The sequence below is a fragment of the Nocardiopsis codii genome (assembly GCF_036327455.1).
GTDB classification, from domain to species: Bacteria; Actinomycetota; Actinomycetes; order Streptosporangiales; family Streptosporangiaceae; genus Nocardiopsis; species Nocardiopsis codii.
Genome location: NZ_JAUZMY010000007.1, coordinates 16,140 through 36,669, shown reverse-complemented (window position 1 = coordinate 36,669; position 20,530 = coordinate 16,140). Strand labels below are relative to the sequence as shown.

Below are 20,530 nucleotides of genomic sequence, written 5' to 3'. Positions count from 1 at the left end.
CCGGCGGCCGCCGCGGCCCTTGCCGGGGCGGGGCGCCCGACCGCCGGGCGTCAGCGGCCCGAGCTGCCGGGGCTGGCGTGCCACAGGCGCCGGACCGCCTCCGGGACCGGCCCGGGGGAGGACCGCCACGCGGCGCGCCCCTCCGGCGCCCTCGCGGGGGTCGCGGGCGGGTCCGCGCGCAGCGCCTCCGCCAGCCCGGCGGCGCCCCGCTCCTCCCAGACGCGGTGCAGGTCGGCCAGGTCGTGGGCGTGGGACGCGGTCAGGGTCGCCATCCCCGACCCGGACCTGCGCACCCTGCCGCGCACGGCCAGCAGCAGGGAGGAGAACACCGTGGCCGCGCACCTGTGCTGCACCGACGAGAAGAAGGTCAGGTCGGCCAGCCCCGTCGCGTCGTCCACGGTCGCGAAGATGATCCGCTGCCCCGACCGCACCGCCGGGGTCTGGGTGGCCACCTTCACCCCCGCCACCAGCACCTCCTCTCCCGCCGGCACCAGGTGCAGGTCCTGGGCGCGGACCAGGCGGTGGTGGACGGCCAGGAAGGCGAGGAAGTCAGCGTAGCCGTCCAGCAGGTGCCGCTCCACCTCGTATCCCAGCAGCTCCAGCTCGGCCGACACCCGCTCGTCCGCGGTGGTAGCCGGGAGCGAGCCCCGTACGGGAGCGGTGCCGTCCAGCGGCAGCGGGAGCTGCCCCCGGTCGGTCCGCGTCCTGCGGGACCGCTCCAGGGCGGACACCTGGAGGAGCAGGTCGCGGCGGTCGGGAGGCCCCGCCTCCGTGCCCGTCCCGTGCCGCCCCGGTACCGCGCCGCCGCCGTCCGGTCCGCCCTCCGCTCCCGAGCCCACCCCGCACAGGGCGTCGAAGGCGCCCACCCGCACCAGGCTGTCCAGCGCCTCACGGGACAGGTGCGCCCGGTCCGCGGCGTCCGGCAGCGACAGGAAGGGCCGCTCCGCCAGGACCCGGTCGACCTCCGCCCCCGTGATCCCCCGGACGTCGGCCAGGGACGCGCGCACGCCCCACCGGCCCTCCGGCGTCCGCTCGGCCCGCCACGAGCGCTCGGACCGGTTGACGTCCACGCCCAGGACGGGGACCCCGAAGCGGCGGGCGTCGGCGACCAGCACGCGGCGCGGGTACATTCCGGGGTCGTGGGTGAGGATGCCCGCGTAGAAGGCGGCCGGGTGGTGCCGTTTGAGCCACGCCGACTGGTAGGTGGGGAGCGCGAACGCGGCGGCGTGCGCCTTGCAGAACCCGAACGAGCCGAACGAGGCGACGATCTCCCAGGCGCGTTCCACGGTCTCCTCGTCGTGCCCGCAGTCGTAGGCCATCGAGGTGAACGCCTCCCGCACGTCGGCGAGCCCCTGCACCGTGCCGAGCCGCCGCCGCATCGCCTCGGCCCGGTCCGGTCCGCAGCTGGTCATGGCGTGCAGGAGGGCGATGATCTGCTCGTGCCAGATCACCACCCCGCCGGTCTCGGAGAGCACGTCGTCCAGGAGCGGGGTGAGCGACAGGTCCGGGGGCGCGCCGTCGCGGGCCGACAGGTAGGGGGTGACCATGTCGCTCTTGACCGGCCCGGGGCGGAACAGGGAGATGTCGGCGATCAGGTCGGCCATGCCGGTCGGGCGCAGGCGGCTGAGGAGTTCGCGCTGGCCGGGCGACTCGATCTGGAAGCAGCCCAGGGTGAGCGACGCCCCGATCATCTGGTAGGTCGCCTCGTCGCGGGGCAGGGCCTCCAGGTCGGGAGCCCGGCCGGTGGTGCGCTCCACCTCGGCCCGCGCGTGGGCCAGCGACGACTGCATGCGCACCCCGATGACGTCCAGCTTGATGAGCCCCATGGGCTCCACGTCGTTCTTGTCCAGCTGGACCATGGGGTAGCCGGCCAGGGACGGCTCCACCGGGACGCGGTCGCGCAGGGAGGCGTCGGAGACGACCAGGCCGCAGGGGTGCATGGCCACGTGCCGGGGCAGGCCGTCCAACCGCTCCGCCAGCCGGAACAGGTCCTGGGTGGCGGGGTCGTCGAGGCCCGCGCCGTCGTAGCGCCGCAGCTCGGGCAGTTCCCGGGCGGCCTCGCGGATGCGGCCCGCCCGCAGGTGGGGGAACGCCTTGGCGAGGCGGTCGACCTCCAGCGGGGGGAGGCGCAGGGCCGCGCCGACGTCCCGGAGGGCGCTGCGGGCCCGGTAGGTCTCCATCATCGACACGCACGCCGTTCCGTCCGGGTAGCCGCCGAACACCGCGTCGTAGGCCTCCAGCCTGCGGGCGGACTCCACGTCCAGGTCGATGTCGGGCAGGCCCGAGCGGCTCTGGCTGAGGAACCGCTCCATCACCAGCCCGTGGTCCAGGGGGTTGACGGCGGAGATGCCGATCAGGTGGTTGACCAGGCTGCCGGTGCCCGAACCGCGGATGGAGCAGCGGATGCCCTTGTCGCGGATACGGGCGGCGGCGTCGGCGACGGTCAGGAAGTAGGCGGACAGCCGCTTGCCCTCGATGATCTCCATCTCGTGGGACAGGCGGCGCAGGGCCCGGGGGTCGTGTCCCAGTCCGACCCGGATCAGGCCGTCCTCGCAGGCCCGCAGGAGCCGGTCGGTCGCGTGGGGCACGTCGGGCAGGTGGATGTCGTCCATGCCGAGGTCGGTGTCGGGGTCCAGGGTGCAGGACGCGGCCAGGGCCGTGGTGTGGGCGATCAGGCGCCGGGCGCGGGCGGCGTCCCCGCCGCACAGCCGCTCGGCGACGGCGAGCATCTCGGCGCCGCTCTTGAGGTACGCCTGGTCGGTGGCGGGGCCGGGGCGGGAGCCGCCCGGCGCCCACCGCCGGGCCTGGTCCAGGACGTGCGCCACCTCGGCGTCCTCCGCCACCGGGTAGCGGACGGCGTTGGTGAGTACGGCGAGCGTGCGGGTCTCGGCGGCCAGGGACAGCAGGGCGCGGGCGGTGCGCCTCTGCCCGGGGAGGTCGTGGTCCGCCACGGCGATCGCGACCTCGGCCGCGTCCTTCCAGCGGGCGAGCAGGCGTCGGGCATGGGTGGGCCGGTCCCGGGCGACGGCCTCGCCGACGTCGGACCCCGGGCCCAGGAGCACGACCACGCCCGAGGAGCCCTCGGCCATCGCGGCGTGGGGCAGGGCGGGGGAGCCGGCCGCGCCCTGGACCCGCAGTGAGCCCGTGTGGCCGGGGGCGGGGGCCGTGCGGGTGTGGGCGTGGGCGCGGGTGACGAGGCGGCACAGGGTCGCCCAGCCGAGGCGCCCCCGGGCCAGGAGGGTCACCCGGCCGCCGTCGGGGGAGGCCAGTGCCAGGTCGCAGCCCAGCACGGGGCGGATGCCCGCGCTCTGGCAGGCGCGCACGTGCTCGACCATGCCGTACACGCCGTCGCGGTCGGTGAGGGCGAGGATGCCCTGTCCCAGGTCGGCGGCGCGGGCGGCCAGGCGGTCGGGAGGACAGGTGCCGTGGTGGGTCGAGAACGAGGAGACGACCCCCAGGTGGGCGAAGTCCGTGTGCTCGCTGCCGTGCCGCATGCGCTGTCCCTCCCCGTGGTGGCGTACTGGGGCTCGGCCCAGTCCTGGTGCCGGTGGGGAAGAGGCGACACGATCGAACCTATGTTCGAATTCTAGACCATGCGAAGGGTGGTGGCACCGCCGGGCGTCCCGGCGGGGACGAAGGGGGCGCCGCGGGGGTCAGTCGCTCCCGCGGCGCTCGCGGGGGACCCCCTGGTACGACTGCCCGGCCATCTGCGTCACCCGGGTGGCCGGGACCTCGGCCACCTCCCAGCGCCACTGGTAGGGCTCCTCGCGGTACTGCTCCACCCAGGTGATCCGGGCCCGGAGCCCGGCGCGCGTCTCGACCCACGCCAGGAGGTAGGCGTACCCGCTCGCCTCTCGGGCGCGGACGAGGGGCGGCACACGGGTCAGCGGACTCGGCATGCACCCATTGTCGCAGGTGGGGTCGTGAGTGTCCGGGGTCTTCGCCCCCCATCCTCCGACCCCGGGCTGTCCAGGGGTGACGCGCGGCCCCCGGGGTGTCGGACACCGGTCCGGCCGGTGCGGCCCGGCCGCCTCCTGCGGCGGCCCCGGCGGACGGGCCGGCGGTGCGCGGTCCGGTCCGGAAGCCGGTGCCCGGGTGTGCGCCGCCCGGGCCTCGGTGTCGTAGGGGAGGCCCGGAGCGTCGGAGATCGCGCGCTCGTAGGCCGGGTTGCCGACTGACCGGCGCCTTTGTCCGGACGGTCGGGGCGACATGAAACCGCTGTGGCGCAAGTGATGTAGTGGGACGAACGGGTCGTAGGATCAAGGTCCCGGTACGGCGACGGCAGTGAGGCGGGGACCCATGGGCGGGCGGGGGCCGGGTGCGGGCACGGGGGCTCTCGCCGTGAACGACGCACCCGGGTCGGGCCGGTGCGGTGGCGTCGGAGGAAGGCCCTGACGGCGGTCGGGGCCCTGGCCGGCCTACCGGGTGAGCGAGTTCTCCAGTTCCTGCACGAGCCGGTCGAGGGAGACCGCCGCGCGGGGGAGGGCGGTGTCGGCGCTGGTCAGCATCACGACCCTCAGGAGCGAGCCCACCGGGCGCACGAGCAGCGAGCCTCCCCGCTGGAGTCGGATGACCAGGTGGTCGACCGCGCCGTACCTCGTCAGCGAACCGATGCGTTCCGCCCCGCTGAAGAGGAAGCTGCCCAGGGCCGAGAGCTGGTCGGCCTGGCGGCGGTCCGCGCCGAGGGCCAGGGTGTGGACCAGGCCGCCCTCCGTGCAGAGCACCACGTGTTCGACCCCCGGGACCTCCGCGAGGAGTGCGCTCAATGCCGGGCTGGTACTGGGAGGGGCGGTCTTGTTCATCGCGGACCTTCTGGCAGTCGGGTGGAGGCGGAACCGGGCGCACCGCGGGGAGATCGAACGCAGAACGGATATAACGCTCGGAAACCGCGAAGATACACTGTGCTCCATCTCGTTCAAAATTCAACTTCCTCGTCGGTAAAGCCGCCTACCGCGCACCCCGCCGCGACGGACCGCCGGGCGCGGAGGACCTCCGCCGAAGAGCGGGCTCCGGGGCCAGGTCACACGGGTGGGACCTGGCCCCGACCGGTGCCCGGACCGACCGCGTGCCCACGCCGCCGTCGCAGGCCGTCCCGGGAACGTCCGAACACGAGTGCGGAAGATCACGACCGCATCCGGCGCGCGACAGTGGACGATGCGACGGGAAGACCACCACACTCCGGCCGGGGAACCGCCCCGGTCGGCCACGAGACGGCGGCGGACACGCCGCCCGACAGAACGGGGACATCCATGCCCGCACCACGACGGATCCGGAGAACGGCACCCGGCGGCCTCCTGGCGGCGCTCGTCGCCGTCATCGCCGCCTCGGCCTGCGCCGGGCCGGGTGAGACCATGCCGGTCGGATCCCACACCGCGGACGAGAGCGGGTCCGCGGCCATCGAGGGCTTCCCCGAGGGCACCTTCGACTACCAGCTCGGCGCGGCCTACGAACCGCCCGCCGGGGTGGGCACGGTGGTCCGCGACTCCACGGCCGAACCCGCGCCGGACCTGTACTCGGTCTGTTACGTCAACGGTTTCCAGACCCAGCCGGGCGACCTGGAGTGGTGGCTCTCCGAGCACCCCCACCTGATCCTGCACGACGAGTCCGGCGAACCGGTCATCGACCCGAACTGGCCGGACGAGCGACTCCTGGACACCTCCACCGAGGAGAAGCGGTCCGACCTCGCCGAGATCCTCGCCGAGACCATCGCGACCTGCTCCGAGAAGGGGTTCGACGCGGTCGAGTTCGACAACCTCGACTCCGACCTGCGCTCCCAGGGCCTGCTGACACCGGACGACAACCTCGCGCTCGCCACGGAGCTGGTCTCCCTCACCCACGGGCACGGGATGGCCGCCGGACAGAAGAACGCGGCCGAGGCGACCGAACGCGGCAGGGACGAGGTCGGCTTCGACTTCGCCATGGCCGAGGACTGCGCCGTCTGGAACGAGTGCGACGCCTACACCGACGCCTACGGCGACGACGTGCTGGCGGTGGAGTACCCCGAGGCCCTGGAGGAGGCCGGGTTGACCTTCGCCGAGGCCTGCGCCTCCCCGGGCGCGCCCGACAGGATGATCCTGCGCGACCTGGACCTGGTCGGCCCGCAGGAGGAGGAGTACCTCTTCGAGGCCTGCTGACACGGGGCGGCCCCCGCCGGGTACGCCCGGCCTCGCTCCTCCCCGCCCCCGCCCCCGCCCCCGGCCGCGCCGGGGGCGGGGGCGTACGGCACCCCAGTGGAGACCGGTGACCGGGCCGCGGGCGCGGCCGGAGACCGGTGAGGCGGGCGGGCGGTCCTCACCGGGAGCATCAGGGGGCAGGGGGAGCGGCGGTGCGGTGAAGGAGGGACGGGTGAGGGAGGGACGGGAACCATGCGGGCATGGTGTCGGCCCGGACCTCGGCCCGGGGAGGGCGGCCCGCCTCAGTCCTCGAAGCCCGCTCCGTCGAACGCCGCCTCGTCCTCGCTCCCGTCGGTGACCCACCAGCGCAGCGGCGCCGACCAGTCCGCCTTCGGGACCTGGTACAGCACCAGCTCGTCGGAACCGTCGGCGTCGTGGTCCGCGCAGGCGAAGACGTGGGCGACCGGGGCGCCGCCGTCACCGGAGTCCGGGCGCACCAGCGTCGGCGCCCCGTTCGGGGCCAGGCCCGAACCCGTGTCGTCCAGCAGGTCGACGCCGTGGCCCCCGAGGCCCACCGCGAGCGTGTCGGCGCCGTCGCCGTCCAGGTCGCACCCGCCGAGAGAGCGGAAGACCCCGTAGGTCCCCTCGTCCCGGGTCAGCCGGACCGAGGAGGGCTCGGGCACGCCCGCGTCGAAGGGGCCGTGGTACACGTTCAGCCTGTCGTCCACCTCGGGGGACTCGGTCCCGTGCCCCGGTTCGTTGTTCCTGCCCCCGTCGTCGCCGACGGCCAGGTCGGTCTCGCCGTCGCCGTCGAAGTCGCCGAACACGGACATCCCCCCGGCGTGCAGTTCGGCCTCCCCCCACGCCTCGGGGTCGCCTCCCCCGGTCAGGTAGAGGGTGTTGCCGGGCTGCTCGCCGTCGTCGCCGCGCCGCACCAGCAGAGGGGTGGGAACACCCTCCGCGAGGTGGCCGGGCACCAGGTCGCCGACCCAGGCGTCGACCGTGCGGTGGCCGGTGCGCGCGGGAGTCCCGTCACGCTCGAACGGGCCGTACAGGACGGTCAGACGCGACCTCCCCTCCGACTCCTCGAACGACACCAGGTCGGCACTGCCGTCGCCGTCGAAGTCGCCGGGCGCCGGCGCCGCGCCGCTGGGGGACCACTCCCCGTCCGACCCCTCCCCGGAGGGCACGGACGCCAGGGGGACGGGGGCCGCGTCCGGGTCGGGGCCGGCGGGACCGCCCCAGAACACCGCGGCCCCGCCGACGCCCTGCCCCGAGGGCGGAGCCGTCGTCACGGGTATGTCGGAGAAGCCGTCACCGTCCAGGTCGGCGGTCCCCGCGCGCAGGTGCTGGCCGCCGCCCGCGGCGGCGACCGCGGTCACGGCCCCGGCTTCGAGGCCCGTGCGCGTGGTCGGATCGGGGCCGCGCTCCGAGCCGTAGACGACCACCAGCCGCCGCGTCTGCTCCCAGGTCCCCTCGTTCCCGGCGGTCTCGACGGGCCCCAGGAAGAGGAGGTCGGTGTAGCCGTCCCCGTTGACGTCGTCGGGGAGGTCGCCGCCCCCGCCCTCGGGGACGGGGGCGAGTTCGTACACCTCGTCGGCCCCCTGCCCCCGTCCGCCCTCCGAACCCCCGGGATCGGGGGCGTTCGCGCACCCGCTCAGGAAGAGGACGCAGGCGAGGGAGAGCGGGGCGGGGCGGAGGGGGTACATGGGATCGTCCGATCGTCGGGGAGCCGGCACGGCGGGCGTGCCCGGTCGGCCTTCGGGGATCACGCCAGGGTAGTCGCAGATCCGTCGGGCGCACGGCGCCGGTCTCGGCCGCCGAAGGCCCCGCTGTGGAACGCGCCCCCGTCGGCGACTCCTCCGGTGACCCGCCGGCGGACCGGTGCTGAGCGCACCGCGCCCGGGTCGTGGGCCGGAGCCGGCTCGTCGGTGCCCGTGGTCCCCGGTGACCACCGGGGGAGGGGTGGAGCCGTCCCCGAGGTCGGCGGCGCCCGGCCGCGGGCGGGTTCGGGCGCCTCCGGGAGGAAATCTCCGTGCCGTGCGGGAGGCGGCCCCGGTACGGTGCGCGTATGAATCCCTCTCTCCCAGTGCACGTGCGTCCCTCCAGGGGCCCGGAGGAGTACGCCGCCCTGGCGGAGATCTGGCGCAGCGCCGTCACCGCCACACACGCCTTCCTGACCCGGGAGGACGTCGACCGCTACGAGGCGAGGATCCTGGACGCCTACCTGCCCCGGCACGACGTCCACGTCGCCGTGGACCCCGACGGCCGCCCCGTCGGCTTCATCGGGCTCGACGGCCACCACGTCGACATGCTGTTCGTCCACGACGACGCCCGGGGACGCGGCGTGGGCCGCGCCCTGCTGGCCTGGGCGGCGCAGGGTCGCCCGGTGCTCACCCTGGACGTCAACGAGCAGAACCCGGCCGCGCGCGGGTTCTACGCCTCACAGGGGTTCGAGGAGACGGGCCGCTCACCGGTGGACGGCGAGGGGCGCCCGTTCCCGCTCGTCCACATGCGCAGGGACCGCTCCTGATCGCCGCGGGGCCGACCGGGCACCCGGGGCCGACCGGGAACCGGCCGCACCGCCGCGGCGCCCGGACACCCGGGCGCGGCGGCGGAGCGGCGGCAGACCTCAGACGCGGCCCGCGGTCACGCCGGTTCCCGACACGTCGTCGGCTCCCAGGTGGTCCATGACAGCGGCGGCGGCCAGGTCCGCCCCCGCCAGCAGCGGCGAGGGCACGCCCGGGATCGCGCCGATGGAGGAGCCCGGCTGCACACCCTCGGCCGGGATGCCGAGCACCACCACCCTCTCGTCCGCGACGCCGTCGGCGTCCAGCAGGCGGAAACCGGACCTGGTCACGTCCAGGGTCCCGCTGGACGACCGGGAGCCGTCCGCGGACGGCCACACGTGCAGCCCCGCCCGGCCGGACCCCAGGAGGGCGCCCAGCAACGGGTCGTCGGTGCCCGTGACCACGCCCTTCGACATGCGCGTCTCCACGAACGCCCGCGCCCGCACCGGCTCGCGCCGCACCGACGCCGAGCGCCCCACGAACACGCCGTCCTCGAACTCCACCGACGAGCCCTCGCCGAGTAGCTCCAGCACACCGGCGTCGATCAGCGCCAGCACCTGGGCGGTGCGGTGCGGAGGAGGCCCCGACGCGAGCGCCAGACCCGTCGGCGTGAACCACCCCGCCACGTCGCGGGCCACGCTCGCCCCGTCCAGCGCGCCCGCCGCGACCAGGCGCTGCACCTGCCCCCGCAGCGCCGCCATCGCCCGGTTGACGGCGTTGCGCGCGCTCGTGAGCGGGGAGTGGATCGTGTCCAGCTCCTCGTTCACGTACGCCGCAACCCACGCCCGCCAGGCCTCCTCCGTCAGCGGTCCGGCCGGTCCGGGCCGGTCCAACCGCCGCGTCGACAGGCGGTGGCGTGGATCGGTCACCGCAGCCGCCACGACGGCGTCCACACCGTCGGCGCCGGCACCGCGCAACCGCGCCAGCAGCTCCTCCGCGCCCAGCCCCGGCACCACGGTCCCGGGGCGGTGCTCCAGAAGGGACGACAGGTGCGCCCACGCGAACTCGCGGGCGAGCTGCGGCCACACCGCCGTCCGGAAGTCCTGGCCGGTCTCCGACGCCACCTGCGCGAACCACTGCCGCGTCGCCAGGCGCGGCTCGTACCGCGGCGGGAACCCGTCGGGGTAGGCGGCCTTGGCCCGGTAGGGCAGGCCCCGCCGGGACCCCGCCACCAGGTGCGGCTCGTCCCCGCTCCGCACGTAGCGCAGCCGCGCCGGGTACAGCGGATCCCCGGCGGGCTCGAACCGCCCGCCGCGTCCCTCCGTCAGCAGCGCCACCACGTCGAAGAAGTTCGCGCCCAGGCCCGCGACCAGGACGGTCTCCCCTCCGGGGACCCGGTCCCAGTCGCGTTCCGCGGGCATGCCCGGCTCCACGTACACCAGCCCGTGCGCCTCCGCGGCCGACACCAGGGACCGGACCCGGGGCGAGCGCCGCGCCTGCACCATGCCCTGGGCCAGCACGACCACGGGCGCGTCCAGGCGGCGTCCGTCCTCCAGTACCACCGTCCGCCCGGCGTCCCCCGACGCCACCAGGTCCACGGCGGTGCCGACGACCGGTGTCAGCTCCACCCGGCCGGTGGCCCCCGCCGCCGCCAGCTGCTCGTTGTAGTACACGCCCTGGATCCGCCGCGACGGATAGGACCAGGGGCGCAGCTCCGCGACCTCGCGGGCCGCCCACGCGGGGCGGTCGGCCGGGACCTCGCTCTCGGAGGCCCAGCGCAGCAGGTCGGGACCGGGGACGACGGGGCCGTCCATCGGGGTGGAGCCGTCGGCGTGGATCGTGGTGTGCGCGCTGTAGGTGTTGTTGAGCAGCAGGGGGGACTGGTCGGTGCGCCAGGTGGCGCCCGCCCCCACCTCCACCCGGTCCACGACGGCCACCCGTACGGGCCGGTCCGTGCGGGGGTGCCGGGCGGCCAGGCGCGCCACGACCGCGACCGCGCGCGGGCCGCCGCCCACCACCACGGCGTCGAACCCGCGGAGCGGGAGGGGGGTCGTCCCGGGGATGGTGCTCACAGTCCCGCCTCGTCGTGTTCGTCCGGTGTTGAGGTGCGGCGACGGCGCCGGGGGACGAGAGTTCTCGCACGCTTGCCGCGTCGCCGCAGCCGGGTCGTCGATTCCGGGGCACCCCACCGCGCAGGAGGGTTGCCGCCCAGCTAGCCGGACCTTCGCGCTGGAACTCGTGACCTGAAACCGAACTTATCCACTAGGAAATATTCCAGACAAGTGGGAGGGAAGGTGACGAGAAATACACACAAGGGGGCGGATGGTGGCAATCGGTGCACCCGAGGGGCGGTCGGCTCCGCGCCGACCGCCCCCGGCGCGCTTCCCGGTACGCGGCGCGCGCCGGGAAGCCCGCCACTCAGGCGCGTGCGGCCGCGTACGCGCTCAGGCCGGTGTAGGCCAGGGAGAACAGCGGGGTGGGCACCCCCAGCTCGCGGCCCCGGGCGACCAGGTCCCCGATGATCTGGTCGGCCTCCACCGGGTTGCCCTGCGTCAGGTCCCAGTACAGCGAGGTCGTGGTCGTCGCCGTCGTGTCGGCGATGATCGCGTCGGCCCGGTCGCGGGCGTCCTGGCCGGGCGGGTACCCGGACGCCGTCGCCACCGCGATGGCCTCGGCGAACACCCCGGCCGTGAACTCCTGGCCGCCGGGCGCGCTGTTGATCCGGCCGATCGGGGCGCGCATCAGGCAGTTGCACGCGCCCAGGGTCGCCAGGAACACCCACTTGTTCCACAGTTCCTGGCGCGCCGACCCCGTGAGGGAGACCGAGTAGGAGCCCGCGTCCAGGGCGGCGTGCACGTCGGCCGGGGCCACCACGGGGCGGTCGGAGAGGGGGCCGTAGATCAGCTGGCTCATCTTGCCGACCTCGACGATCTCGCCCTCCGCGCCCAGCCTGGTCATCACCATGGCCACGCCGCCGTAGACCCGGTCGGCGCCGAACCGCTCCACCAGGGCGTCGATGTGCCGCATGCCGTTGAGGAACGGCAGGACCACGGTGTCCGGACCCACCGCGGGGGCGGCGTCCTCCAGCGCGGCGTCGAAACCGTACGACTTCACGGCGAGGACGACCAGGTCGTAGCCGGGTCCCAGCCGGTCGGCGGTCACCGGGGTGACGGGGACCGACTCCACACCGCCGTCCGCGCTCCGCAGGACCAGTCCTCTCTCCCGGAGGAGTTCGGCGCGCGCGGGCCGGACGAGGAAGTCGACGTCCCGGCCCGCCTGGACCAGGCGTGCGCCGAAGTACCCGCCGACGGCTCCGGCGCCCACCACAAGGATCTTCATGATTCTCCTACCCGGTGTCTCGTGAACACCGCAAAACGTATGACCATGGGACACCTGGGGGCAAGGGTGAAGGAGTTGCCCTCCGGTGACACGGAGTCGCGCCGCGGTGCGGAGCCCGCTGGCGCACCGGACGGCAGGAAGGGAGCGCGGAGTCCCCTCCCGTCCCGGGAGGGTCCGCGGGGTGGTGGCCCCGCGCCCCGCTCCGCAACGGACGGGCTGTCCCGGCGGTCCCCCGGCCCCGCCCCTCGGTCACGTGGTCTCCACATGCGGAGAGGCCACCGCCCGGGTGGCCTCAGCTGGTGGATATGGGGAAGCGACCGGACATGTCCGGCCGCGGGTCTAGGGTTGGCGTATGACTGAATCGCAGGACACACAGGACATCCAGGCCCAGGCGCGCGAAGCGATCCTCAAGAAGATCGTGGAGTTGGCTCCCGTCTCCGAGGAGGCCGAGGACGTCAAGGACCTCGCCGAGGCTTACGCGTTGGTGCTCAGCGTCGACGAGTAGGAAGATCCCCGGTGGCGTCGTCCTGTCGGGCGGCGCCTTCGTCGTGTCCGGGGTCCTGTCCGCCGACGAGGCCGCCGGAGACCATCGGGTTCTCCTTGGTTCTGTTCGTGTCTGACGGCAACGTTTGTCGATGAGTGTGGTCAACACCCCTGCTCATCGCTCTGTCGTGTCGATGAGTTCGGCAACCCCGAGGGCCTTGCGGTGAGAGCATCAGTGTGCTTCCCATCGCGGAGGGGACCCGATGCCGTCGCAGTCCAAGACAGAGCTGTACGCAGCCATCCGACGCGACGTGCGCACAGGCATGGCACTCCGGGCGTGACGCGCAAGCACGGCGTCTCCGGGTCAGGTGCGCCTCGGAGCGGGATACGTGGGAATGTCGCGGAGGAATCCCTGGAGTATCCGTTGCAGCGCGTCGGTTCGTTCGAGGTGGACGTCGTGCCCTGTGCCGGGGATGCTCACGGCTGTCGTATCCGGTCGTAGGCGGAACATGTCGTCGATCTCCTGCGGGGGGATGATGCCGGACTGGCCGAGGACGACCAGGGTCGGGCATGCGATCTTTGCCCACTCGTCCCAGAAGGAGCGCCGGGCGTTCTCGGCCAGCGAGTCGACCATGACGTCGCGGTCGAAACGCGGCCACCAGCCGCCGTCACGCTCCTCCAGCCCGGCTGCCCAGCCTTCGCCGACTGCCCCGCCGCCGAGGAAGTCGACGGCCGCCTGCCGCGACGGAAAGGGGTTTGGCCACGAGTCGAGCCATCCGCCGATCTCCTCCTGCACGTGGGGATTCGGGCCACCGGGTCCAGCTTCGACCAGGACGAGCGCGTGGATGAGGTCGGGGTGTGCGGCGGTGGTGAGCATGGCAGCGTGGCCGCCGAGCGACTGGCCGATCAGGACGGGCATCCTTAGGTCGAGCTGGTCGAGTACGGCGACGACGTCGGCGACATAGGCGGCGCGGGAGAGGTCGTGGGGGAAGCGTTCGCTGGCACCGTGGCCGCGCTGGTCGACTGCCACGACCCGGTGTCGGATGCTCAACTGCCGGGCGATGGCATCCCATTCACCCGCGTGGCCGGCCAGTCCGTGCAGCAGGACTACAGGGCGTCCGGTCCCTGCCCAGTCGCGGCAGGAGATACGGACGCCGCCACTCTTCACGGTGCGTTCGGACCAGGTCATACGGTCTCTCAAAGGTTGGTCGGGGCTGGGGGTTTCGGCGGGTCAGCGGGAGGCGGTTGGGCCAGGTGCGAGGGGAGGTCTCAGGTGCTGAGCTTGGGGCGCATCCACTCCGGGCAGTCCTCCCGGCGGCGCGGAGGGAGAGGCGCGGGTTGGCGTCCGGTTCCGGGGGATCTGTGCCAGCCAGAGGGTCAGGGCGCGCAGATCAGCGGCCGTGACCGGGGTGTCCACGGTTCCCAGGCGCCGTGTGCGGGCTGGTGTACCCGGGGCCCGCTCCGTCGGCTGGCCGGGAGCCGCCGTCTGCACCGCCGGTACGAGCGCAAGGCCGATCACTTCCCGGCCTTCGCCGGCATCGCTCGTACGCTGATCTGCTACCGCCGACTCACCACACGAGATGAGCCCTTAGCGTGCTTCGACGAGGGTGAAGATCTGGCTGTCCGCACTGGCCACACCGGGGCTGCCCGCCCCGACGCTCGCGAAGAGTCCTGTCTCGCGCAGCCATGCGTAGAGGGCGAAAAGACCTCCGTAGGAATGGCCGAAGAGGCCGTGCCCGGACTCGCTGCCACGCAGCTTCGAGCGCAGGTGCGGACGGCCCCGCCCGCCGCGGGCAACGCTGCCTCCCGCACCGTCCCTAGAAGGGGACCTCCTCCGCTCCCGGCGTCTCGCCCCCGTCCTGCCGCTCCGGGGCCTCGGGCAGCCACTCCGGGTCCTCCTCCTCGATCTGAGCCGTCAGCCGGATCAACTGGAGGCCGTCGAAGTCCAGCACCTGCCGTCGCCGCTCGCCTGCCGTGAGCACGACGTAGCCCTGCTCGTTGTCGGCGGTGTGCAGGCACACCGCGGCGCCGTCCCCCACCGATGCGCTCACGGCGGACCACAACTCCTGGCGCACCCGGGCGTTCATCGTGCCGACGTACAGGCCCGCGCCGGGCTCGGTCATCCACCGGGACAGGGCGCCGCGCACCCGGTCCGGGACCGAGGTCGTGGAGATCACCACCATCGACCCCATCAGCGCCCCTCCACCGCGTAGTTGACCCCGCCCGAGACCGCGCCGGCGGCGGGGTCCCACAGGTCGACCACCCGCCACCGGCGCGTCGTCGCCTCCGGGCCCTCGTCCTCGTCTTCGTCCCCGGTGTCCGGGTCGAGCAGGACCTGGATGTCCCGCACCATGCGAGGGATCATCCTGTAGAGCTGTAGTTCGGTCCGCAGCAGAGTCCGGGCACGCCCCTCGGGGTTCTCCGCCCCGTGCAGGGAGAACGCCAGTGGGATCGTGGTCCGCGCCTTGTAGAGGTCGGCGATGTCGTAGACGAACGACTGCTGCTTCCCGGAGTGCACGAAGCCCAGAGCGGGGGAGCAGCCCAGGTGGGCGATGACCGAGTGCACCACCCCGTACAGGGCCGCGTTCCCCGCCGACAGCGCCTTGTTCACCGGATTCTGCCCGTCCCAGTCGGCCGGGTCGTAGTTGCGCTTGAACGGCTTCACCCGGTGCTTGGTGGCAAGGCTCCGGTACAGCGCCTTCATACGCTGCCCCTCCAGGGCCCGCAGGCGCTCGATGCCGACGCCCTCCTCCACCTCCTCCCCGAACCGCATCGCGTACATGCGCCGGGCCACGGCCAGCCGCGCCGTGTCGTCGGCGTAGGCCCGCGCCTGCCGGTCCAGCCACACGGTGGTGCGGCTCTCGGGCACCAGGCTTCCGTAGTGCAGGATGCCGCCCGAACCGCAGCAGACCACCGTCGTCCCGTGCCGCATGAACGTCGCCAGCGCGGGCGAGGTGATGGAGGTGCCAGGGCCGAGCAGCAGACAGGCCAGGGACGCCGTGGGGATCTGTACTCGGTGCACGGTGCCCGCTCCGGCGGCGACCTCGGCGCACACACCGGTGTCGGTCTGCACGATCCGGCAGATGTCCGCGTACAGGAACGACAGGTTGTCCGACACCTTCGGCAGCATCGCCAGGGTCGGTCGGGCCAGCGCCTTGCGCGCCCGGGACTCACTCGTCGCGGTCACCGGCCTCACCACTCCGCCGGAGCGAGGCTGAGCATCCCGCAGCCGAACGATTTGCCGCGGCCCACGCCCTCGACCACGGCCCTGCGCACCGCCTCCGGGTCGCTGACCACAGCGTGTCCGTCGAACCGGGTCATGTGCAGGCGCACGCCGCGCCTGCCGCTCCCGCCCTGGTCCAGGGCCGGACCCAGCCCGGTGCTCAGCACCTCGCGCAGATCCAGCCCGTGGCGCCCGGCGCGGTCACGCCACCACTGCTCGGCGTCGGCCCCGTACAGCGGCCGCGTGTAGGCGTGCACTCCCGCACGTGCGCGGTCACCGAGGCGCTCGGCGTTCTTCTCCGACTTGCCGAGCCTCTTGCTCGGGGCGGCCGCCAGCCGGTAGCGCACCTCCCGCCCCTTCTCCAGCCCGTCGAGGAAGGACGACAGGTCGCGCTCGGCGGCCTCGCCAATCCCGTCGCCGACCCGGGTCAGGTCGAGCCGGTCGTGGCTCTGGGCGAGCAGGACCGGACCGCTGCGGCCCTCGTCCACCCGGAAGAGCAGACCGGTGTGCTGACGGGGCGAGGGCATGCGCTCCTCGCCCAGGTGGGTCGAGGCCAGGCCGATGAGCAGCCGGTGCAGTTCCCCGGCGTTGGCGAAGGCGGCACGGGCCCGCCGCGACGACAGGTCGGGGGTGATCTTCGTGAGCCAGGTCAACGGTGCTCCTTGACGTAGGCCAACAGGCGTTCCTGGTACTGACGGATGCTGTCCGAGACCAGGTCCGCGGACAGCGCGGTCCTCTCCACCAGGACCTCCCGACTCGTGTATCGGCGGTGGGCCGAGGCGAAGGAGCGGGGGACGTCGTTGAGGACGGTCCTGCCGCCGGTGTCGGCGGCGCCGGTCGAGACCTGCTCGGAGACCAGTTCGACCTCCACGGTCCGCTGCCCTTGTGGGACACGGCGGCGCGGCAGCGGCACCGCTGTGCGCAGTTCGTGCTCGGGGTCGGGGGCCTGAACCCGCAGCACCAGCAGGGGATCGGGGACGAACGAGCGCCGCCCCAGGTAGGTCTGCCAGTGGGGGGACAGCAGGGAGCGCCCGATGTCCTCGGACCCGGGGCCGGAGACGGCCACGGTGAACACCGCGTCGGCCAGGTAGGCCCGCCGGGTGACGATGGTGGTCGCGCCCTCCGGGCGTCGCTTGCCCTCGGCGGTGGGTACCGTGCGCTCCCGGGGCAGGCCTCCTCCGACCGTGTGGAAGTCGGTCATGCGGACACCGCGCGCGTCGACGCGCACGAGCAGCCGCAGCCCGTCGTAGCGCTCCAGGCCCTCCTCCCGGCCCACGCCCTGGGCAGCGGCGAACATGCCCACCAGGCCGGACCGGCTGGGGAACGCCAGGGTGTCGCGTTCCCCGAACGCGCTGTGCTCCCCCCAGCTCTGCATCGGTCCGGCCAGGCGCAGCAGCAGACCGGTCACGACCCGTTCCCGGGGTAGGAGTCGGCCACGGCGGTCTCGACCAGCTTCGGGTAGCCCGACAAGCGCTCGCCGAGGTGCTCGACCGGTTTGTCGTCGATCCCGGCGTGGACCGAGGAGAGCACGGTGTCGGGCCACCAGAGCTGGCCGAGCTTTCCGGCGTAGTCGCTCAGCCGGGACACCGAGGCGGGGGTGAACCCCTCCGTTCCGCGCACCGCCGCCTCGAAGGCGGGCGCGTACGACACCGGCCGGTCCGACCGCACCACCACGTGGGCCAGGTCTGGCAGGGTCATCGCCGCGGTCGCGTTCTGCTTGCCCGAGGGGACGGTGCCCAGGAACGCGCGCAGGAACTCCGATACCAGCTCGCGGGCGACGGCGGTGTCCCCGTCGAGGTTGCGCAGCAGCCCGGCCAGGTCGATGTTGGCGTAGCGGTAGAACGTGCCGGTGCTGAACTGGCCGACGTTCATGTGTCCGCTGCCGTGGTCGTCCTGCTTGGGGACGTCGTCGACCGCGGTGAAGAAGTCCACCTCCACGCTGGTGCCGTGGGTGGTGAAGGCGTGCGCGAACTGCACTGACCCGTCCACCTCTGTGGAGGGCAGTTCGGCGAGCATCCGGCCGAACAGGTTGACGGTGGCGTTGCGCGAGCGCAGCACCGCCACGATGTCGTCGGCGGGGAGGATCCCCTTGGGGGACTTCTTGGCGGACTCCTTGGCCACGGCCTCACGGTGTTCGTGGGCGATGGCGGCCAGGGCGTCGACGGCGGAGACCGGGAGGTAGAGGAGCACGGAGGTCACCCGCGACTCTCCCTCCTTCTCCTTCTCCAGCTTGATCCCGCCCTTGGCCGCGGACAGGACGACCTGGTTGCCGCCCTGCTCTGCGAGGGACGGATCCCAGCCGAGGGCGGTGAGGCGCCCGGCGATCTCTCCGACGATGCGCCGCGTGCGCACCGCCGGGTCGCCCAGGCGCTCCTCGACCCGGTGGCGCACGGCGCGCTTCCAGCTCTGGCTGGAGACGCGGGTGCGTTCGGTGCCGCCGTAGACGACGGTCTTGGGAGAGCCCAGGTCGTCGCGGTTGACGTTGGAGTAGGGGAGGGTGTGCAGGACGTGGACGTCCAGGAACGTGGGAGTGCTCATGCTGCGTGGTCCTCGGAGTCGTCGGCGGTGGCGTTCTGGGCCCGGGCTTCGTCGCGCCTGGCCCTCTCGGTCTCGATGGTGCGGTGGTAGCCCTGCATCCACTCCTTGGCCACGGAGTCGCGATCGGCCCCCCAGCGGGACAGGTCCAGGGCCAGGCGCCCCCAGTCGATGGGGACGTCCTTGTCGCGGGCGTACAGGACCAGGCGGGGGAGTTGCGCGTGCACGCCGTCGGCGGACTGGCGGCACAGCAGGTGCAGGCGCTCCTCGGTGGTGTCCGCGTTGAGCCGGCCCTGGGTGACGGCCCCGCCGAGGGCTGCACCGAGGTTGGCGTGCCTCCTCAGCGGGTCGGTGGGCCGCTGCCCCGCGCCCGTCTCACCGGGGGAGTCCCGGTCGGCGGACGCGTCCTGCGGCGTCTCGTCGGGGGAGTCCTCGCCCCCCACACCGATCCGGTCGCGGGCCTGGCGGGGCTGGGCGGCGATCATCGCGGCCACCCCGTAGAAGGCGCGCTCCACGTCCCTCTCCGGGAACCACCACCGGGCGCTGCCGTCGGATTCGATGGAGGTGAGCAGCCGGTCCAGGTAGCGCGCGACGAACCCGTGGACCGGCAGGACCGCGGGATCCTCGACGCGCTTGCCGCTCGCCCTGCGCAGGACGGCCCGCACCGCGGGTTCGTCGCGCACACGGTCTTCGAGGTTTCCCGCCATCCGGTCTGCGGCGCGGAGGACCTCCTTCGCCTTGCTCATGTGATGTCTCCTCGGTCGGTACGGCGGGTGGGCCGCCGCAGGAACAGCGCCCGCCGGTGCCGTTCCACCACGGCGGCGACGCGGGGGCGCGAACAGTAGGGCCCGGTCACCTCGTCATAGGCGGCCAGAGCCAGGCGGGAGAAGGCGACACCGGGGCCCCGGGCCTCGGTGTCCATGGCGATCCTCCAGAACTCCGACTCGGCCTCGGACCAGTACCGGGACAGGCCGCGCCTCAGCCAGGGGCCGGTCCCGGTATCGGTACGTCCGGAGCCGCCCGAGGGGCTGTTGCCCTCCTTCCAGGCGTCGGTCAGGGCGTGCTTGAGGCGCAGTCCCAGGGACTCGGCCGAGCGGCGGGTGAACCGGATCCGGGTGCGTGCCGCGACGGCCTCCTCGGACGCGTCTGCGGAGTCCTCCAGCCATCGCAGGACGGCCGGGGTGTTGGCGGTGAACCACTGGCGGTCGCGGGTCTGGCCGTCCTGGTCGAAGCCGAAGGCGCGCAGCCGCAGGGTCCGCCGCAGCTTCTCGGGGAGGTGGGTGGTGCTGGTCAGGTGACCGAGCAGTGCGGGGCGGAACCGGTCCTGGGAGTCCTCCGACAGCAGCGAGTCCAGATCACGCCAGACCGCACGCGTGGCGTCGGCGGGGCGGGCGTACCGGCGGCCCTCCTTGCTCGTCAGGTGGATGAGGAAGGGGTCGGTGGGCGGAACCGGCCGGTCCCGCCGGGCCCAGGTGACGTAGGCGTCGACGACCTTGTCGCCGCCCGGGTCGGGGACCAGAAGGACCGCGTGCGAGGCCTGGTTCAGCAGGGTTCCGGCCAAGCCGGTGGACTCCTGCGGGGGTCCCAGCGGATCGGGAAGGGCGTCCCGTTCCCAGGGTGCGGGTTCCACATCGCCGGGTTCGTCGTCACTGTCGCCGTCGAAGGGGATGTTGAGGACCAGGCTCTCGAACAGGGTCCGCCCCAGCGGATGGAAGGACACCGTCCCGCGCAGCGGGCCGGCGGTGCTGTTGGCCTCGGAGCGGCCGTCGACCGTGCGCGAGGTACAGCGCCCGGAAGGGCCGTAGCCGAGGGTGGCGAGCAGGTGCCAGGCGGCCTCGTCGGGGGGCAGGGGCACCGGGGCCAGGTCGTGGTGGTGGCCGCCCAGCCACACCTGGTTCTGCCCGGCGGTGCGGCCCCAGGCGAGTTTGTTGACCCCGGAGGTCTTGGCGCACTGTGCGCGCAGGCGCGGGTCCTGTGCCCAGGGCCGCTCGGGGTGGAACAGGTCGAAGCGGTCCGGGAGGGAGGCGAAGTAGGCCTCCACCCGGTTGTGGTCGAACGCCCCTGCGTCAAGGACCTCGCGGCGCGTCCTGTACCAGGCACCGGCCTCGTCGGCGGCGTCCAGGCCGGTGACGCGGGCGGCCAGCAGGGTCAGCACCCGCCACAACTGGGCGGAGGCCGGGGGGATCGGCAGTTCGATGTCCGAGAGCGCGTGGGCGCGGGACAGCAGTTCGCTGAGCCCGACCGCGGGCGCGGGTGCGCCGTCGGCCGCGCGCACCGGTAGCCAGGGCCGTTCGGCCAGGTCGTATGAGGGAGGGGTCACCGTCGCT

General features: G+C 73.7%; 18 protein-coding genes, 1 pseudogene and 1 riboswitch. Of the genes and pseudogenes, 4 read left to right on the top strand and 15 right to left on the bottom strand.

Translation table 11 applies throughout. The features are described 5' to 3' along the window. Positions 1-50: 50 nt before the first annotated feature. The 3 genes from Q8791_RS08970 to Q8791_RS08960 form a co-directional block, all read right to left on the bottom strand. A complete protein-coding gene (locus Q8791_RS08970) occupies positions 51-3,494 on the bottom strand; it encodes a DNA polymerase III subunit alpha (protein WP_330091150.1) in 3,444 nt (1,147 codons plus the stop codon). 159 nt (positions 3,495-3,653) lie between these two features. Further along, entirely contained in the window at positions 3,654-3,899 is a 246-nt protein-coding gene (locus tag Q8791_RS08965) for a hypothetical protein (protein ID WP_330091149.1), read from the bottom strand. 519 nt (positions 3,900-4,418) lie between these two features. Then, entirely contained in the window at positions 4,419-4,802 is a 384-nt protein-coding gene (locus Q8791_RS08960; RefSeq protein ID WP_330091148.1) for a roadblock/LC7 domain-containing protein, read from the bottom strand. A 549-nt stretch (positions 4,803-5,351) separates the two neighbouring features. Between Q8791_RS08960 and Q8791_RS08955 the strand changes: the two genes are divergently transcribed. After that, positions 5,352-6,134 (top strand): endo alpha-1,4 polygalactosaminidase, encoded by a 783-nt coding sequence (locus Q8791_RS08955; protein WP_330091326.1) that lies wholly within the window; start codon positions 5,352-5,354, stop codon positions 6,132-6,134. Positions 6,135-6,415: 281 nt separating this feature from the next. On the opposite strand, the gene Q8791_RS08950 is transcribed toward Q8791_RS08955, so the two are convergent. Next, the gene (locus Q8791_RS08950) at positions 6,416-7,822 is read right to left on the bottom strand and encodes a VCBS repeat-containing protein (RefSeq protein WP_330091147.1); all 1,407 of its coding nucleotides are present in this window, start codon (positions 7,820-7,822) and stop codon (positions 6,416-6,418) included. Positions 7,823-8,184: 362 nt separating this feature from the next. Between Q8791_RS08950 and Q8791_RS08945 the strand changes: the two genes are divergently transcribed. Next, positions 8,185-8,646, top strand: coding sequence for an acetyltransferase (locus Q8791_RS08945; protein ID WP_330091146.1), 462 nt, complete (start codon positions 8,185-8,187; stop codon positions 8,644-8,646). 99 nt (positions 8,647-8,745) lie between these two features. Here Q8791_RS08945 and Q8791_RS08940 read toward each other — a convergent pair whose 3' ends face one another. Together Q8791_RS08940 and Q8791_RS08935 are read right to left on the bottom strand one after the other, a co-directional pair. Beyond that, the gene (locus tag Q8791_RS08940; protein WP_330091145.1) at positions 8,746-10,695 is read right to left on the bottom strand and encodes an FAD/NAD(P)-binding protein; all 1,950 of its coding nucleotides are present in this window, start codon (positions 10,693-10,695) and stop codon (positions 8,746-8,748) included. A gap of 63 nt (positions 10,696-10,758) precedes the next feature. After that, a riboswitch (SAM riboswitch) is annotated at positions 10,759-10,867 on the bottom strand. Between the two features lie 174 nt (positions 10,868-11,041). Next, positions 11,042-11,962, bottom strand: a complete 921-nt coding sequence (locus Q8791_RS08935; protein WP_330091144.1) for a ketopantoate reductase family protein — start codon at positions 11,960-11,962, stop codon at positions 11,042-11,044. 352 nt (positions 11,963-12,314) lie between these two features. Between Q8791_RS08935 and Q8791_RS08930 the strand changes: the two genes are divergently transcribed. After that, complete coding sequence (locus Q8791_RS08930; protein ID WP_330091143.1) at positions 12,315-12,467, top strand: hypothetical protein; 153 nt, start codon at positions 12,315-12,317, stop codon at positions 12,465-12,467. Between the two features lie 342 nt (positions 12,468-12,809). Here the strand turns inward: Q8791_RS08930 and Q8791_RS08925 are convergent, their stop codons facing one another. After that, the gene (locus Q8791_RS08925) at positions 12,810-13,634 is read right to left on the bottom strand and encodes an alpha/beta fold hydrolase (RefSeq protein WP_330091142.1); all 825 of its coding nucleotides are present in this window, start codon (positions 13,632-13,634) and stop codon (positions 12,810-12,812) included. A 276-nt stretch (positions 13,635-13,910) separates the two neighbouring features. Between Q8791_RS08925 and Q8791_RS08920 the strand changes: the two are divergent. After that, positions 13,911-14,018, top strand: a pseudogene (locus Q8791_RS08920) (IS5/IS1182 family transposase); the annotation flags it as partial. A 15-nt stretch (positions 14,019-14,033) separates the two neighbouring features. Here Q8791_RS08920 and Q8791_RS08915 read toward each other — a convergent pair. Genes Q8791_RS08915 through casA form a run of 8 tightly spaced genes read right to left on the bottom strand, consistent with a single transcriptional unit; the run spans position 14,034 to position 20,523 of the window. Continuing rightward, entirely contained in the window at positions 14,034-14,213 is a 180-nt protein-coding gene (locus Q8791_RS08915; protein ID WP_456238148.1) for an alpha/beta hydrolase-fold protein, read from the bottom strand. Between the two features lie 49 nt (positions 14,214-14,262). Further along, on the bottom strand, positions 14,263-14,637 hold the full coding sequence (gene cas2e / locus Q8791_RS08910; protein WP_330091141.1) for a type I-E CRISPR-associated endoribonuclease Cas2e: 375 nt from the start codon (positions 14,635-14,637) through the stop codon (positions 14,263-14,265). Further along, the gene (gene cas1e / locus Q8791_RS08905) at positions 14,637-15,632 is read right to left on the bottom strand and encodes a type I-E CRISPR-associated endonuclease Cas1e (RefSeq protein WP_330091140.1); all 996 of its coding nucleotides are present in this window, start codon (positions 15,630-15,632) and stop codon (positions 14,637-14,639) included. Before cas1e ends, cas2e begins: the two co-directional genes overlap by 1 nt. 5 nt (positions 15,633-15,637) lie before the next feature. Continuing rightward, positions 15,638-16,321, bottom strand: a complete 684-nt coding sequence (locus Q8791_RS08900) for a type I-E CRISPR-associated protein Cas6/Cse3/CasE (protein ID WP_330091139.1) — start codon at positions 16,319-16,321, stop codon at positions 15,638-15,640. Then, complete coding sequence (gene cas5e / locus Q8791_RS08895) at positions 16,318-17,076, bottom strand: type I-E CRISPR-associated protein Cas5/CasD (protein ID WP_330091138.1); 759 nt, start codon at positions 17,074-17,076, stop codon at positions 16,318-16,320. The genes Q8791_RS08900 and cas5e overlap by 4 nt, the downstream gene beginning before the upstream one ends. Then, positions 17,073-18,206: a type I-E CRISPR-associated protein Cas7/Cse4/CasC gene (gene cas7e, locus Q8791_RS08890; RefSeq protein ID WP_330091137.1), complete on the bottom strand. Its 1,134-nt coding sequence runs from the start codon at positions 18,204-18,206 to the stop codon at positions 17,073-17,075. Before cas7e ends, cas5e begins: the two co-directional genes overlap by 4 nt. Beyond that, positions 18,203-18,949, bottom strand: a complete 747-nt coding sequence (gene casB / locus Q8791_RS08885) for a type I-E CRISPR-associated protein Cse2/CasB (RefSeq protein WP_330091136.1) — start codon at positions 18,947-18,949, stop codon at positions 18,203-18,205. The genes cas7e and casB overlap by 4 nt, the downstream gene beginning before the upstream one ends. Further along, complete coding sequence (gene casA / locus Q8791_RS08880; RefSeq protein ID WP_330091135.1) at positions 18,946-20,523, bottom strand: type I-E CRISPR-associated protein Cse1/CasA; 1,578 nt, start codon at positions 20,521-20,523, stop codon at positions 18,946-18,948. Before casA ends, casB begins: the two co-directional genes overlap by 4 nt. Positions 20,524-20,530: the final 7 nt, after the last annotated feature.